This is a genomic window from Litchfieldia sinesaloumensis, assembly GCF_900156865.1.
Lineage (GTDB): Bacteria > Bacillota > Bacilli > Bacillales > Bacillaceae_L > Ferdinandcohnia > Ferdinandcohnia sinesaloumensis.
This window is the reverse complement of sequence record NZ_LT732529.1, coordinates 614,033-629,894: the sequence shown is the minus strand read 5'-3', so window position 1 is coordinate 629,894 and position 15,862 is coordinate 614,033. Positions and strand designations below refer to the sequence as shown.

The 15,862-nt window shown below is 35.7% G+C and carries 18 protein-coding genes; 5 read left to right on the top strand and 13 right to left on the bottom strand.

What is annotated here, in order from left to right; translation table 11 throughout:
- Positions 1 to 24: 24 nt before the first annotated feature.
- From map to CZ490_RS03035, 7 genes are all read right to left on the bottom strand, one after another.
- Positions 25 to 765, bottom strand: a complete 741-nt coding sequence (gene map / locus CZ490_RS03065) for a type I methionyl aminopeptidase (RefSeq protein ID WP_077617508.1) — start codon at positions 763 to 765, stop codon at positions 25 to 27.
- 11 nt (positions 766 to 776) lie between these two features.
- Complete coding sequence (locus CZ490_RS03060) at positions 777 to 1,028, bottom strand: hypothetical protein (RefSeq protein WP_234987160.1); 252 nt, start codon at positions 1,026 to 1,028, stop codon at positions 777 to 779.
- 92 nt (positions 1,029 to 1,120) lie between these two features.
- Entirely contained in the window at positions 1,121 to 1,423 is a 303-nt protein-coding gene (locus CZ490_RS03055; RefSeq protein WP_077617506.1) for a hypothetical protein, read from the bottom strand.
- A gap of 127 nt (positions 1,424 to 1,550) precedes the next feature.
- Positions 1,551 to 2,072: a hypothetical protein gene (locus tag CZ490_RS03050; protein ID WP_077617505.1), complete on the bottom strand. Its 522-nt coding sequence runs from the start codon at positions 2,070 to 2,072 to the stop codon at positions 1,551 to 1,553.
- Between the two features lie 215 nt (positions 2,073 to 2,287).
- Complete coding sequence (locus tag CZ490_RS03045) at positions 2,288 to 2,932, bottom strand: lysozyme inhibitor LprI family protein (protein ID WP_077617504.1); 645 nt, start codon at positions 2,930 to 2,932, stop codon at positions 2,288 to 2,290.
- Between the two features lie 170 nt (positions 2,933 to 3,102).
- Entirely contained in the window at positions 3,103 to 3,558 is a 456-nt protein-coding gene (locus CZ490_RS03040) for a hypothetical protein (protein WP_077617503.1), read from the bottom strand.
- Complete coding sequence (locus tag CZ490_RS03035; RefSeq protein WP_077617502.1) at positions 3,555 to 3,755, bottom strand: helix-turn-helix transcriptional regulator; 201 nt, start codon at positions 3,753 to 3,755, stop codon at positions 3,555 to 3,557. The genes CZ490_RS03040 and CZ490_RS03035 overlap by 4 nt, the downstream gene beginning before the upstream one ends.
- 176 nt (positions 3,756 to 3,931) lie before the next feature.
- On the opposite strand from CZ490_RS03035, the gene CZ490_RS03030 reads away from it, so the two are divergent.
- The 4 genes from CZ490_RS03030 (at position 3,932) to CZ490_RS22135 (ending at position 8,212) form a co-directional block, all read left to right on the top strand.
- Positions 3,932 to 5,017 carry an endospore germination permease gene (locus tag CZ490_RS03030; RefSeq protein ID WP_077617501.1) on the top strand — a complete coding sequence of 362 codons (1,086 nt, stop codon included), beginning with the start codon at positions 3,932 to 3,934 and terminating at the stop codon, positions 5,015 to 5,017.
- Complete coding sequence (locus CZ490_RS03025; RefSeq protein ID WP_077617500.1) at positions 5,014 to 6,456, top strand: spore germination protein; 1,443 nt, start codon at positions 5,014 to 5,016, stop codon at positions 6,454 to 6,456. Before CZ490_RS03030 ends, CZ490_RS03025 begins: the two co-directional genes overlap by 4 nt.
- On the top strand, positions 6,446 to 7,615 hold the full coding sequence (locus tag CZ490_RS03020) for a Ger(x)C family spore germination protein (RefSeq protein WP_077617499.1): 1,170 nt from the start codon (positions 6,446 to 6,448) through the stop codon (positions 7,613 to 7,615). The genes CZ490_RS03025 and CZ490_RS03020 overlap by 11 nt, the downstream gene beginning before the upstream one ends.
- A gap of 363 nt (positions 7,616 to 7,978) precedes the next feature.
- Positions 7,979 to 8,212, top strand: a complete 234-nt coding sequence (locus CZ490_RS22135) for a hypothetical protein (protein WP_142255330.1) — start codon at positions 7,979 to 7,981, stop codon at positions 8,210 to 8,212.
- Positions 8,213 to 9,199: 987 nt separating this feature from the next.
- On the opposite strand, the gene CZ490_RS03010 is transcribed toward CZ490_RS22135, so the two are convergent.
- Entirely contained in the window at positions 9,200 to 9,958 is a 759-nt protein-coding gene (locus CZ490_RS03010) for an NERD domain-containing protein (RefSeq protein ID WP_077617497.1), read from the bottom strand.
- A gap of 340 nt (positions 9,959 to 10,298) precedes the next feature.
- Between CZ490_RS03010 and CZ490_RS03005 the strand changes: the two genes are divergently transcribed.
- Positions 10,299 to 10,544: a hypothetical protein gene (locus CZ490_RS03005; protein ID WP_077617496.1), complete on the top strand. Its 246-nt coding sequence runs from the start codon at positions 10,299 to 10,301 to the stop codon at positions 10,542 to 10,544.
- 165 nt (positions 10,545 to 10,709) lie between these two features.
- On the opposite strand, the gene CZ490_RS03000 is transcribed toward CZ490_RS03005, so the two are convergent.
- From CZ490_RS03000 to CZ490_RS02980, 5 genes are all read right to left on the bottom strand, one after another.
- A complete protein-coding gene (locus CZ490_RS03000) occupies positions 10,710 to 11,462 on the bottom strand; it encodes a DUF6904 family protein (RefSeq protein ID WP_077617495.1) in 753 nt (250 codons plus the stop codon).
- A 193-nt stretch (positions 11,463 to 11,655) separates the two neighbouring features.
- Entirely contained in the window at positions 11,656 to 12,438 is a 783-nt protein-coding gene (locus CZ490_RS02995) for a TerC family protein (protein WP_077617494.1), read from the bottom strand.
- 501 nt (positions 12,439 to 12,939) lie between these two features.
- The gene (locus CZ490_RS02990) at positions 12,940 to 13,656 is read right to left on the bottom strand and encodes a ferredoxin reductase domain-containing protein (protein ID WP_077617493.1); all 717 of its coding nucleotides are present in this window, start codon (positions 13,654 to 13,656) and stop codon (positions 12,940 to 12,942) included.
- A gap of 216 nt (positions 13,657 to 13,872) precedes the next feature.
- Positions 13,873 to 14,622 carry a phosphotransferase family protein gene (locus CZ490_RS02985; protein WP_077617492.1) on the bottom strand — a complete coding sequence of 250 codons (750 nt, stop codon included), beginning with the start codon at positions 14,620 to 14,622 and terminating at the stop codon, positions 13,873 to 13,875.
- Positions 14,623 to 14,655: 33 nt separating this feature from the next.
- Entirely contained in the window at positions 14,656 to 15,690 is a 1,035-nt protein-coding gene (locus CZ490_RS02980; protein ID WP_077617491.1) for a serine hydrolase domain-containing protein, read from the bottom strand.
- Positions 15,691 to 15,862 lie beyond the last annotated feature (172 nt).

Sequence of the window (15,862 nt, the reverse complement as noted above, 5' to 3'; positions counted from 1 at the left end):
CCAACACAGAGTGCATTACTAATTTTAGAGTGTAACAATAATTGGACCATCTTTAGTAACGATAATCGTATGTTCGATCTGAGCTACATAGCTCTTTTTTGTAGCATAGGTCCAACCGTCATTTTTCTGAAACACTTCTTCTTCAAGGGTTGAGATGAATGGTTCGAATGCGATAACCATCCCATCCTTTAAAATTTCATTATCCCATGGATCATAATAATTTAAAATATGGTCAGGTGCCTCGTGTATACTACGTCCAACACCGTGTCCTGTAAGGTTTTTAATAACAGTTAATCCATGTTGTTTCGCAGTTTCATGTACCGCTTTTCCGATTCTACTCATTTTGGAACCTGGCTTTACTTTCTGAAGACCTGCTTCAAATGCTGCTTTTGCAACGTCACATATTTTCGTTAATATTTCTTCACCGTTTCCTACAACAAACGAAATTCCCGTATCTGCGAAATAACCGTTCTTTGAAGCAGATACATCTATATTTACTAGGTCGCCTTCTTGAATAACCCGTTGCCCCGGTATACCATGTGCAACTTCGTCATTGACACTAATACAAGTAAAGCCAGGAAAATCGTATTCACCTTTCGGAGCTGAAACGGCACCTGCATTTTCAAAAAGATCTCCGGCTAGGTCATCAAGTTCTTTTGTGGTTATGCCTGGAATCGTTCTTTGTACCAATTCATCTCGAATTGAGGCAATAATTTTGCCAATTTCTTTTATACCATTAATATCTTCTTCTGTTTTCACAATCATATTTTCCTACCTCATTCTCTTTTCATCATTATACTATTTATGTATTTATTTATTATACCTTTAGCTTGTGAAATTATATTTGTTATATTACCATCAAGCTGCACATTTTCTTCAAAAAAATATGCCAAAAAGTTTTTGGCACATAATACTATACTATTAATTTGATTTTGTTTCCACTTTTCTAACAGAACAAAAATACACACTACTTCATCTCTTAAAAGAAAGCACAGTAGAAATAACTTCCACCATTTCATTTGTTTCACCTCAACGTTATTAACTTATACTTCCTCCCCCAATACTTGGTTAGCACTCTATATCTAAAAGCATTAATCTTATTAAATAACACTTGATACACTCACTCTTTCCTTCCCCTAATTTCACGCACCGTTAGGGGGATTACAACAGCTGCTATCACACCAAAATAGAGTACGGCACCAATAGTCTGACCCGTTTCAAAGTTTTTCCCCAACCAGTCGATTAGTGCTATTCCGACGATTAACCAAATTGATCCAAGTATGGCCAACAGCCAATACAACCGATTGCCTCTGTCTGTGAATAGTTTTTTTAAAGGCCGAAAAAACAGAAAATAACAAACGAAGATAATAACAGCAAAACCAAGTATCAGAGAAAACATATCTGATAGTGAAGTCCAATCCAAATCCCATTCCTCCTGAAAACGATTATTTATTAAATGGATGTTGTAGAATAATCATATTTAAAAATAGTAAAATAGCGGCATCTGTAAATTGCCTTGAATTTATCAGACAGAAAGCAACAAGTCGATATCATTTAACAAAATGACATATATCCAGAATGACTTTTCCTTTTTCATCAGGTTCTGTAAATCGTGGACAGCCGTATCGTTCAAAGAACCACCATGCCCCAGCATCATCATGTACGAGTTCATAGCCTTCATACAGAAGGTTGTCAGCACACTCTTTTTCCTTACCATATACATCAGGTTCTGTACCTTGTACCCAACATACCCCTAAATTTGATGCCGATATATTAATAGATTTGTAACCCTTAGGAGCTACCGTACCTTTAGGTAGAAACATGCCAATCCAATATTCGAACGGTTCCCCTTCTTTCCAGCGCATTAACCCAATATTTGTATTATAATCTTTATATTCACGCATGAAATCGTCTGTTAATAAGGACTCAAGCTTCGTAAAACGTTCTTTCTCAAACCATTCCTCCCACTTTGCTCCAAACCCTCCGTTAATCCGGTCCATATCACCATATTTCATTCCAACAAAATTCATGTCAGGGATTGCTTGTTTATACGTTTTAATAATCTCGTACATCTATTATCTTCCTCCATCATCGCGATTTAATGACTATAACATATTCGATAATTTGGTAGAAAATCCCTTCCAAAAAAAAGACTTTAGGTGCTTTTACAAATAAAAAACGCCCTGAATCATCCATACTCAGAGCGCATTTCGTAAACAACGATATACCAAACTATTTATTGTACCAATGAGAAGGTGTACTGTTTGTGTTCGTGAAGAATATGTAACTATTTCATATATTCCTCAACTAATTCAAAGCATCTATCTTCTGTAAGAGCTGCACTCACAGCAGAGTACTCTAGATGTTCTTGCGTACCACCTTTATATTTTAAAGATGCTTCCAGTGCAGAATCGTCTCTAAATTTTATCCAGTTCCTTTGTTCAGTTCTCAATTGCTCCTTTTTCTCTGTAGGTAGTTGCTCTTGTAGGACTCCATATACTTCATTCAGCAATTCATCCCAAGCCTCGTATCGATCGTCCTCTACCTTTTTCAGAGCATATGTTGATGAATCTGAACCTTCCATTTCATCCAATATCTTTTTAGCATCATTTAATTTTGTTAAATATTCATCCTTCTTATCCACTTCCATATTGTCATTTGAACTGGTCGTTTCTTTAGCAGGTAGACTTTTAGGTTCTTTTGCTGTTTCCTTATTCGTAGTTGTATCGTTGGCGTCTGTATTTGTGATGTCAGTATTTGAAGCATTATCAGATGAATCCTTAATAGTAGAATCCTCGTTTTCATTCTGAGTAGTAGTCGTTTTTGTTAACGTGGTGTCCGCTTCTTTACTTACCTCATTATTTGAGCAAGCAGCTACTAAGAGTACGAACAAAGTGAAAATGGGAACTATGACTTTTCTAGTATTTTTCATTCAAATCTCCTTTTACCATTCATTTTCTTCAAACACACCCAATTCGAGTTGGTACACTCAAACATTTTAACATATATTTCCTAAAAGATTATCAATCTTAAAATTAATCGATAGGCCCACTTGAAACTTGTGACCCTTCACTACAGAAAACCTAGGTATATGTTTATTTGTTAGATTAATTCCTTGTTCTTATTGTAAGATCTTTTCAAAGAAATATAGTTTAGTAAAAACCATGCTATACCCACACTTACCATTAATCCTACACTTTCAATCCATTCAATTCGATTGCTAGGCACATCTCCAAGAAGTAAATAGAACACCGCAAAGATTAAAACAAAACCAGAAGTCTTCTTTAACGTATTCTTTACCTCCTTCTTATACGATGTTTCAGTTGCAACCTCCGTGAATTCCATTCCAGACAATATATATCTCCCTACCACATATAGAAGGAATACGGCAATCGATGTGAATAGCGCTACTCCCACACTAATAGTAAAAAAGATGCTACTAATCATTAGTAAAAATAACATCAATAATAGCAGTACTCCACCCTCAGCGAAAAAATACACCATTCGCTTTTCCTTATATTCATCAGTTGGCAATAATACTGATATCCATGATTTCATTTGTCCTCTACCTCCCAGAATAAGTCATCCAACGTTTTATTGAGTTCTTTCGCGATCGCTATACAGAGTTGAAGAGTCGGATTATATTCTCCTTTCTCAATTAACCCAATGGTCTGTCTAGTTACTCCCACTTTCTTTGCTAATTGCTCCTGAGTCATCGTCGTTTTCATACGTGTTAGCTTTACATTATTTTTCATTTTCTCAACCTACCGAACTCGATGTAATATATATCTTGCATATGCAATTTATATATTACATCACGTGAAAAAAAAAGTCAAAATCTTTTTATTTAGTTTTCCATACTCACATTATGCATAATTTGGTATTTCAAACAAAACCTAACAATGCTGGTATTTCAATTGGTGGTGGTTGTATGCAGTTTTCTCGAACACAGATTATATTTATACTTATTCTTTTTATTGGTATATCAAATCACGTGCTGATTATGCCGCACTTACTGACAACAGGAAAACGAGATGCGTGGATTTCTGTCCTTTTTGCATATGGGTTCCTACTGCTATGGGGATTCATTCTTTATGTAATTATGAAGCGGAATCAACAAAAACTCTATCTATCGGATTGGATATCATCACGTGCTGGGACAATGATATCGCGTGTGTGTATATCCATCCTTTGGGTTTTTGTGTATGCGATTAGCGCAATCTCCTTTTATGACTTAATTCAATCTGTTAATATCTATTTTTTACCACGAACACCGCCATTTGTTGTTATGCTACCTTTTTTAGTGATTTGTGTTTGGTCAGCTTACAGTGGACTAAAATCGATTGCCTATGTTTCGGCTATTTTATTGCCTATCGTATGGGCGTTTGGGATATTTGTCGCGACATTTACATTTAGTGAAAAAGATTATTCTTATCTTTTTCCAATAGTTGCCAACGGTTTTCAACCCGTCATCAAGGGAGCGGTCATTATTCTCGGTGGAAGCGCGGACTTACTTGTGCTATTACTTCTTCAGCACCATTTAAAAAAATCATTTTCATTACTCAACATATATGTGCTGATCACTGTGTTAACTATTCTGATTATTGGACCTACAATGGGTTCACTCTCTTCATTTGGTCCAGCTGTAGCATCTGATATGCGTTTCCCTGCTTTTGAACAATGGCGATTGATTACATTGGGGAATTATATTTCTCATGTTGATTTTCTAGCCGTATTTCAATTATTGAGTGGCGAACTCATCCGAGTCTCATTAGGTTTATACCTTTTATCAGATATGGTGAAGGGACATCTAAAGCCAACTAAAAAGAAACATGTGTTCATCGTTACGACACTCAGTTTAGGAGTACTGACATTACTCCCATTAAGTGATATGTGGGTGCAAATTTTCATCGGGAGATACTTTTACCCAGCTGCTTTCATATGCACCTTGATACTTTCGCTAGCACTATTGATTATTAGCTATTTGCCAGAGAAGAAAGGAATCCAAAAGCTATGAACATGGAGCAACTAGAGACGAAATTAACAGATAAAAACTTGACTAGCGACGAGATAAAAGAGTTTTTCAGTCATTATGCCGATGTAGAATTTATACCCATCGAAAAAGACGACAAGATTCAGGCTTTCTATTGTAAAGGAATGTTAGATTCAACACAGCTAAATGAATATTTCAATCGAATCTTAGTGAGTATTGATCAAGTAGAACCACGTAGCCGTTCTGAAGTGCTTCCACCTGTTCAGCATATTCGGAGTATGAATGAAACAGTGATTCTAGTGTTTTCTGGTTCATTGATTTTGTTTCGAGAAGGCACACCATTTTTTCATGCATTCGATATTAGCAAGGTGCCACAACGTAACCCGCAAGAATCGAACACAGAGGTTTCAATTAAGGGGCCGAAAGATAGCTTTACCGAAGAATTAAATGTAAATATCTCATTGATACGAAAAAGAATGAAGTCGGCAGAGCTCTACAGTGAATCCTTCACACTTGGATCAGCGAGTCAAACCAAGGTTTCTCTCCTCTATCTACATAATAAAGCCAATCCGGACACAATTGAAGAAGTAAGAAAACGACTTTCCGATTTTAAAGGCGAAAGTGTTGTAGGTAGTGGGCAATTGGAACAATGGCTTTCCGATCGCTCGTTCTCTTTGTTTCCCTTATTTGATTATGTTACTCGTCCAGACTTTGTCATCGAATCTATGTTGCGCGGTAGATTCATCTTAATTGTGAATGGTTCCCCTTCAGTACTGATTGGACCTATTAATCTCTTTGAGCTGATTAAATCACCAGAGGATGTTCATTTCCCTTACTATCTCGTTATATTTGGAAGGTTAATTCGGATTATAGGTTTAGTGGTAGCTATTTTTCTTCCTGGATTTTGGGTTTCTTTATCCTCTGTCAATATTGATCAACTTCCATTTGCACTATTAGCAACAGTTGTTGTCTCTCGTGAGGGTTTACCCTTACCCATCGGACTTGAGTCAATTTTTATTCTCGGATTGTTTGAATTGCTACGAGAAGCCGGAATTCGAATGCCTACAGTTCTGGGACAGACCATATCCATAGTCGGAGGTATCATTATTGGAGATGCAGCAATCAGAGCTGGACTCGCTTCCCCAACGATGATTGTCATTATTGCCTTATCAGCTGTAGCATCTTATACCCTTGTCAATCAATCACTAGTTGGAACTGTCAGCATCCTTCGACTTTTTTCATTGTTACTCTCTATTACTTTAGGTGTGTATGGGCTTTTTATCAGTTTCTTTAGCATTCTTATTTATTTATCAACATTAGAGTCCTTAAAGGTCGCTTATCTAGAACCAATTGCTTCATTAACATTTAAAGAGTACCTAGCAGCCTTTTTTGTGAACCCTTTTGACCGGAAAAAATTTGGAATATCATTTATACAGAAGCGGAGAAAGAAGAATGAAGTGTAATAAGAGTATCATTCGTACTGTCTATCTCATTTTATGTCTTATTCTGATTACGGCGTGTAACCATGATATGGGAGAGATTGAAAATCAAAATTTTGCAACCGCCATCGGAGTTGATTTCCGAGATGGGAAATACTATGTATCCATTCAGATGATTGGATTATCTTCAGTAGCCAAAAGAGAAGGCGGGGAAAAAGGACCACCTGAAATCTATGTTTCTGAGACGAGTGGAACGACATTTATCGATGCGTTTTTTAAAGCATACCACACATCACAGGAACGGTTTCTTTGGGCACATGTTACAGCCATTGTACTCAGCGAAAATGCACTAGAAAAAGGACTGGAGAGTATTTTTGATGGCTTAACACGGTACTATGAATTCCGGTCCACACCGTGGATTTTTGGGACGAAAAACCACATGGAAGATATTTTATCAGCAACTGGTTTTTTTAATCAAACATCATTAAATACAATTCTACATAGCCCAGAAAGTTCGTACGAGCAAAGTTCAACTATTCGACCTGTTCGATTAAACCATTTTGCACGTGAGTTTTTTGACCCTGGCCGCACGACCTATATTCCTGCCCTAACAATCGATGACAAACAATGGAAGAAAAATAAGAAGAATGAGGCCAAATTAGCAATCGATGGTGCTTTTTTCCTTGATAATCAAAAATACAAAGGGCATTTTCCGTACGAGAAATTGAAAGGGTTGCGCTGGCTGACGCCAGAAACGACACGGGCTTCGTTATTATTACCAAATGATAACGATCCTGAATTTCTTGCAGTACTTGAGGACCAGATGGTAAAAGTTCTCCTTGAAAAAGAATCTGGAATTTTTCGATTCACCATCCTGTACTTGGCTAATGGGGTAGTCAGTAACAGAATTACAGACCATACCCTTAATGTAGCCGTGATGGAAGAGTTCGTAAAAAAGGGTATCATTTCAGAGATAAGGGAATTGTATCAATTCGGAATAGAACATGATATTGACTTCTTGAACCTTGAGCATAAGTTGTATCGCAAGTACCCTTCTGACTGGAAAAAGCTAAATGATCAAAGCACCTTACTACAGGAAGACAGCATTAAATCAATTGAGGCCCATATAACACTCGAGCACTCAGGGTCGTTTAAAAATCGTAAAATTAAGATTACGGAGTGATTGCGACAGGTTTTTTTACCATAATATTAAGCAGCATAGTTACCTATAAATTTAGAGAAAAGGACTAGGGATTAAGGTTTCCCCTAGTCTATTTGCTATGTTTTTTAAGTCTTGCTGTTCAACTTAAGCTACTGTTAGTAGAAGATTCATCTTCACAAACTTTTGATTAAACTAAATTGTAATAAATAATATTAGCTTGTTATCTTGGATATTTTGTGCCTCTACTTCCTTCATTTCAGATTTAATTCTCGACTTCTCAACATTTCTCCATTTTCACTTAATTCATCGTAATTAGGATAATTGCCGACACTGACCTCACCTTGTCTTAATAAGATGTAGAAACATTAAGGAAGGAGGTATTTAATGGTGTCAAATAGTTATAGTAAAGACGATAACTGCTTTTTAATCTGCAAAGTGGGTGACGAGGAAGAAGATATGAAGAAAGATAAGAAAAAGGAGAAAAAGAAAAAGAAAGATATGAAGAAAAACAAGAAAAAGGACAAAAAGAAAGATATGAAGAAAGGCAAGAAAAAGGACAAGAAGAAAGATATGAAAGAAGACAAAATCATTTTAGTATGTAAAAAAGCAAAATCCTGAAAAGTGTAATATCTGGCGTATAGTGCGGAGAAAGGTGAGAGGATGCAAATAATCTGCGTCCTCTTTAATTCATTCACATTCCTTACGAAATATTCTTTTTTGACTGTTGCAGCAGGATTAATATTGTTGTAGTTTTTATTCTAGAAGATTGGTTCACCCTTTTCGTTAACATCGGCATCAAACACGTAATGCAACTGTGAACGTTGAATGTCTTGAATGGCTGCCATGTTTTTCACAACCTTTTCACTATTGTTATAGAGAGTGAGTGGGAAAAAGGGGCATCTATTTTCAAATCAAATTTTATTAAAGACATCAACCTTACGACTCTGTGAATTTTTCCTTTTAGATTAACGACAATAATAGAAATTATAGACGTAGTTGTTGTTTTTATTTTCTTTTTGTTTTTCTTTTTCTTTTTGTCCACGTATCGTGTACGTGTCGTGGAACGTATCGTATGACGAGTCGTGGACGCATCGTAAATTAGCTTAACAGCCAGATGGTTTAATTATGATTGTATCTAGTATTTACTTATTTTTGGAAGCAGTTCTTTTTTTAAAAATTTCATACTCTGAATCTACAAAATGGCAACAGTTTTCCTCAGTGTGAGAAACTAATGACTTCACGACATAATTCCAACAATTTTATGACTTTTTAGATTTCCCTTTCAAGTAGTTTTTTCAAAGTGAGCAGACGAGTCGCTCAACTTGGACAGCTCGTCTGTTCAAAATGAGTAGACAATGTATTCAATTTGAACAGAGCAATACCACAAATTACTACACAGACTTCTTCTTTAAAACTGGCAATTGAAATCAAAAAAACATTCTAATATTGGTTTGATAAAGATAAACAACCAGAAAAAGCATTTATTTCTTAAAGTAAGAAATAATATGAACTTTTGAGGAATATCTAAAGGCTTGCTAATTAGGGTCGATAGCAAGCCGATTGATTGATAACATAAAAATGCAGTATGTGAAAGATCCTCTTGTTCTACATATTTGCTTGTTTAGTTTTCCCGACAAACTTACACGTTGGATAATTACTGCAACCCACAAAATTTCCGTACTTCCCTTTTCGTTCAACTAGATCAGAACCACACTTCGGACACATATTCGCGTTGATTTTATATTGATTAAAGCGCTGTGTATCTTTGATATTCTTTATATGTTGTTTTTTCTTATCTCCAGCGGCGTTTAATGTCTTCTCAAGCTTCATTCCAATCTGCTGAGCTTCTTTTGTTGTTAAGACAACCTGTTTGTGTGCATTGATTGTACTTACTATTCGTGAGGAATAAATAACACTTGATTTTGAATCACCAGGATCAACTTTTTTCAGTGTAGCACGTGTACTGAAAGATATAATAGAATGATAGATTTCATCTTTTTCTATTCCTAGGTATTCCTGTAATGCTTTAATATGACCATAATTTTGCCAAATTGGGTTATAGAGCTTTTCTTTATGCTTATAGATTACTTGTGTCCAATATTTTCTCTTGGAATCACCATAAATCCACCCTTTGTAATTCTTCGTTTCTATAACAAAAATTCCATATGGAGACACGACAACATGATCAATTTGAGATGTTTTTCTGTTTGGTAATGGTATAAGAACATCATTGAACACCTTGTATTTCTCTTTATCTAGCCTGTATAAGTAAAGTCGTACGGATGCTTCACCAATGAACCCTTTAACCTTTGGCATACCTAGGACGAGCAATATTGTAATTATAAGTATTGCTACTATTTCCATCTCTATTACCCCTTTATTTAATTTCTATTATTTTTTCTTCAAGCTTTATATACACATCTCGACAGAATTCACTCTATTAGTAAATAGTTTCCATTAAGTTGTCGAAAAACCCTTCTTTTTTCCTAAGAATTTACTTTTGAGATTATATTATATAAAAAACTAGTTCAGAAGTATGTGAACTCGTTTGCTTTAATCCTTTACTTATTTCTACAACTTTACAAAAAACGTTTTTACTTGACTTACCCTTACTAAACTTACTAGCATTGTAATAGCATTAAGAAAAAGAACCTACACAGCCTATTCAATGTTTGTTTACTAAATTAATCGGGAGTGATTGTCTATGAAGGAATATAAAGACGTAACGATAACAAAGAAAGTAGCATCTTCTATCACCTGTAACAAATGTGGGAAGTCAACAAACATTTCAGATGACGGCTGGGAGCAGGGGCGTTTCCAATCTTTCTCTCTTTCCTTTGGATATGGATCTATCTATGATGAGGAAACATGGAAATTTGATATTTGTGAATCATGTTTAGGTGAATTTGTCAAAACGTTTAAACATGCCCCAGATGTTTATAATATCTAGGCGATGTAATAATTTAAGATTGATTTTTGTAACTAAAAAAAGGAAACCCTAGGCTCTTGAGGGTTTCCCTTTCTATAGGTAAGAGCTTAAACCAAACTAAATAGTTCTTTTCATTAATTTCCGTACCGTAGGCACATCCTATGCTTAGGCATGATATCCTCCTGTTTACCAATCAAAATCCTCTGGGTACTCATCCTTTATCGGTCTTATTTCAGTCATCGAGCAGTTATACTCTTTTGAAGCCTCAAGTACTTCCGCTCTTACTCTCTGGTAGTCGTCTCCACGTTCAGCAATGCGTTTTACCATGATAGTTATGTTTTTTTCACGTTTTTCCTTTGTCATACGTATAAATTTGCCGTTAAGCTTGTCTATATATTGAGTCGCATATGACTCATAGGTACTGAACCCGTCGTTCATTAATCGGAGAATCCGGGCATGTGATGATTCTGGGATTGAGTTCAAGAGATGACTTGCTACAGCAGCTTGAAAACTCCGAACGGATGCGATTGAGGAATCCCAAATGGTACGATGACCAAGTGTTGGTCTAAAAGTATCTGTTGATCGCTTGCTCGCATAAATGTTCACGAATTCATTTAATGCCATTGTGACAAACAGTAACTCAGGCCAAAGGACGTTAAAGGCTAAATAGGCATTATGACTAGGTGCGATAAGGGAATGATATTTCATCATGTCTTGATTAATTCCATTGTCAATTAATATAATCTCTCTGTTTCCCATTAATGCATGACGAATATCGTAGCACATTCCCAGTACCCGTAAGCGTGGACCTTCAAAACCAGGGTATTCCCCCTCCTCGCCGACTATTTCATGGAGAGCATCGTATAACTGTTCAAAATCCTTATGATCCCCATATACCGTAACACCGGTAAGATTAGGAGTATGTTCAAGATATTTCATTCTATCTACCTCTTTAATATGGAATATCTTTTATCATACATTACCCTTTTGTAATCAACAACAGACTTAACAAACAAGAATGAAAATTTGAGTGTATATACTTTCAATATAAAGAGACGACTACTTTTTCAGTAATCGTCCCTAAATTGATGTGTGTTCATAGGATATTTCTATTTTTATTGCCTACCTCTATTTATCTTGTGTCAGATTTGGCAAATGAAGAATCTTCCTTCTTCTCCTTAGATAGGAACCAACCTCCAAGTGCAATTAGTATCAGGACAATATAGAAGGTGATTTTCCATTCTGGTGATTTTGCAAATCCTTCAGGTAAAATGGCCAATTCTGGATGAGATAATGTGTAAACGGAAAGCTTCACACCCACCCAGCCAACAATCATAAATGCAGCAATTTCCAAACCTGGTCTCGTATTGAGTAGTTTAACAAAGAAATTAGCCGCAAAACGCATGATAATCAAACCCATTAATCCACCTGCGAAAATGACAAGGAACTTTCCGCCGTCTAATCCACCTATATTTGGGAGGTTTGTATTTGGAAGTGTGACAGCCAAAGCAACGGCTGCTAAGATTGAATCAACAGCAAATGCTATATCAGCTAATTCAACCTTAAAAACAGTTCCCCAGAAACCAGACTTTTTCTTTTCCTTACTCGATTGATCCTTTTCCTTCTTAAAAATGAGCTTTCTAAAAATATGATTTGCAGCGATGAACAAGAGATATAGTGCACCAATTGCCTGCACCTGCCAAACATCGACAAGGAAAGAGATAGCGAACAAGGAACCAAATCGAAACACGAAAGCTCCTGCAAGCCCATAAAACAAGGCCTTTCTCCGCTGTTCTTCGGGAAGATGCTTAACCATAATAGCTAATACAAGTGCATTATCTGCTGCCAATAAACCTTCTATTGCAATTAAAAGTAATAATACCCAACCATACTCTAATAAAATTGAAAACTCCAACTTATTCCATACCTCCTAATATTTCTAAAATATTTTTTTAGCTCTTATACTGATAATCTTTCAATTAACAATTTGAATCTTATCTTGATCAATACTTTCTATACCTTTTGTAAAATATTCTCGATGATTTAGACCATAAGATTTAACGTGAGTTTCTAATGTCACCGTCTCCGCGGAGTTTTTTTTGTATTAATAACACACTATCCCTCATGTACTTACCTCCTATTGTTTAAAGTAAATAAAAAAACCTCCACCATATTGCTGGTAGAGGTTTGAAAGGAAGCTTAAAATACAAAAAGACCTCTACCGACTTGGTAAAGGTCTTGCTAACAACAGTAATGTTGCCAACAAAGCCGAGAGTACTAATACTCTGAAATGACGACTCTGCTGTAAAAGCTACTCCCCTTTAGGAGAAACGATATTCAATTAATTAATATGTTAATCATAAGCGAGTTCTTTAAATGTGTCAATAATATATTTTTCACACCCGTAATTGGCCCGTTATACTGTCAAATCAATTGATAAAAGCTCGGCACGTCGTTGTTCGCGCTTATCAAGCATAATCTGTTCTGGCTTGACACCCTGTTCACGCAGTAATTCAATGTTTTGTACAACGAACTCATCGCTACCAACAACATAGAAAAGTCCATCCTGGTCTGCTGCAAATTTTTTCACTTCTTCATAGTAGTCATTACGGTTGTCAACGAACTGAGCTGTGAATTTTTTGTCAGGTACTGATTCAAATATATCCGTGAATAGGAATTCTTTTGATGAATCAATGTTCAAGGAATTAATTTGATTGACATTATCAGCACGATTTAAATAATCAAGGACAAGCGGTCTAAATGTTGCCAAGCCGACACCTGATGACAACAGATAAATATTTTTATCTTCTCTTTTAAGCGGTACATTCGAATACGTCTTAAAGATTGCTACTTCACTGCCCACTTCAAGATCTCTTAAAATCATTTTAAACTCAGAGCACTTTTCCCTAATGCGTGTTGTGATACCGATTGCATTTTCGTATGGTAAAGTAGAGATTGACATATGGCGAACTAGGCTCTTGTTTGGCTTTTCTCCAGCGTTGAAACCTTCTAGTGCGAAGTGAGTGTGAGATCCCTCTTCCCAAGTAAAGCCTTCTGGGCAATCAAGTAAGTATGTTTTAACCTCTGAAGTTTCCTCAATAATCTTATTTATTTTCGTCCAGTATATTTGCATGTATATTCTCCTAACACATTTATTTATATCGCTACATCCTACTATACAGCAAATGATAATTATTCTCAATTAAAAGGTTTATTATTTTGAGATATAATTTTTATTTTCAAGATTGTTTGTGTGCCTTCTGATTATAATTAAACTGATGCTTCTCACTAGTCTGCTCCAGTGGCATATGACACATGAATTTTTAGATACGGGCATAATGTTTTCAAATTATACTGGGCAGTAGCGATTTATAATCTCAACAAGTCGTTCTGAATTCTCCGACGAGACATTTTCAGATAACCTCGCTCCAGCAATGATTGGAGCCCATCGCAGCACTTCAGATCTTAATATTCCGCTTTTTTCACAATAAATTCGCAAGTATAATTCAGATAGTTCAGTCGAGAATTGGGAGTATAAAAGATAGGTCCGATATACATCAGCACGAATATCTCCTGCACTTGAATCAACCCAATCGATAACTACCACTTGATTACCTTTCATAATCAAATTAAATAAATGAAAATCACCATGACAGAGCCTTTTAGTATATGAAAATGAATCTAGTTTCTCTAATAAAAGATTTTTTTGTCTTTTATCTAATACTTTCACACCCTCAATTTGACGGTATAATTTATCATACATAGGTTCCATTGAATCGGGGATTATGCTATGGATGTTAAGTTGTACATCAACAGAAAGCTTTAAATAATGCTCTGCTTGTTCTTGATCTTTGAGAAATAAATCTCCCAATGTTGCTCCCTCGACATATTCCATTATGATTGCTTGTTTTCCATTTATCTTTGTAACATCTAACACCATAGGCACAGGAAGTCCACATGTATAGGCATATTCTTGCTTTTTTGCTTCATTTATGGATTCCGAATCTGGTAAAAAGTCGTTAAAAACTTTTATTATTTTGTTGTCAGAAAGATAGATTTTCGCAGTATTTCCACTCGCTATTGGCTTACCTAATATCATTTGGTTAGCTCCCTTGCATTTTTTCCACTTACTTTACCTAATAGATTTATAGATTTCTCCAATTATCCCATCCATTTGGTGGACACCTAATTCGGCGTTGGTCATAATAACTGCACCTTTTCCTAAGTTTGGATACGCTACCAACATGCATTGAAAACCAATTCCCCAACCCATAGATGTAATTTCTAAATCCTCGGCGGAACCTTCTAGAAATACACCTAGTCCTGTCCAGCATTTTCCTCTTTGTGGCGTTATCATTTCTTGAACTAAACTCTTAGAAATACCAATCTCACTTTCTCCATTTAATGCATTCATTAACTCAAGGACTATTAAGGCTAAATCTAGCGAGGATGTCCATAATCCTGAAGCAGATGGATAAGGGTAGATCGGATATTTTCCTTCAACCAATTGCCCATTCCTATCATGACCACAAGAAAATTTATTATTATCGATTTCTAACATCGTTGTGGGTAAGAAGCTACTTTCCATCCTCAACGGCTTAAAAATATATTCGTTCATCACTTGATAAAATGGTTTTTTCATTACATCTTCTATAAGTTGTTGAACAATACAATATCCCGCATCTGAATAATGGAATTCACTCTCTGGCTCGAATGTAACTTCAATCGGAACCTTACAATAATGAGACTTCCCTTGTAACAATTCAAGCATCGAAGGAGGGCCTATATCTGAACGTAGTTCTGAGAAACTGCCTTTAGGATCCTTGATTCCAGATTGATGACTAAGCAAGTTTCTTAAGGTCACCTTTTTATTTTTTGTATATTCATTTTCAGGAACTTTCCAAGTGACAAGTCTTTTGTTTACATCTTCATCTAAACCAAAGTGCCCATCTTCTAGCAGCTTTAACGCTAACATTCCAGTTAAGAATTTACTAATGGAACATGCATTAAAAATAGAATCATTACTTACATTTCTATCACTACTGCTTTCAAGTAAACCATAGTTCTCTGTTCCAGTGATTCTACTTTTTTCAATAAAGCTAATACTTAAACCGTTGACATGGTAATGTTTCATTTGCTCATGAACATTGATATCTTTTAGTTTCATTATTCTCTCCCTGGATTCCGTTATAGTAAGATAAAACAAGAGTTCCTCACTTATTCGGTTATTAATCTCCATACAATAACTTCTACTATCATTTCAAATCCAGCGTGTGAACTTTTAGAAAATGTCATTCAAAGAATTCATTGACAAGGGTAGTTTTAATGCACATGCTTTA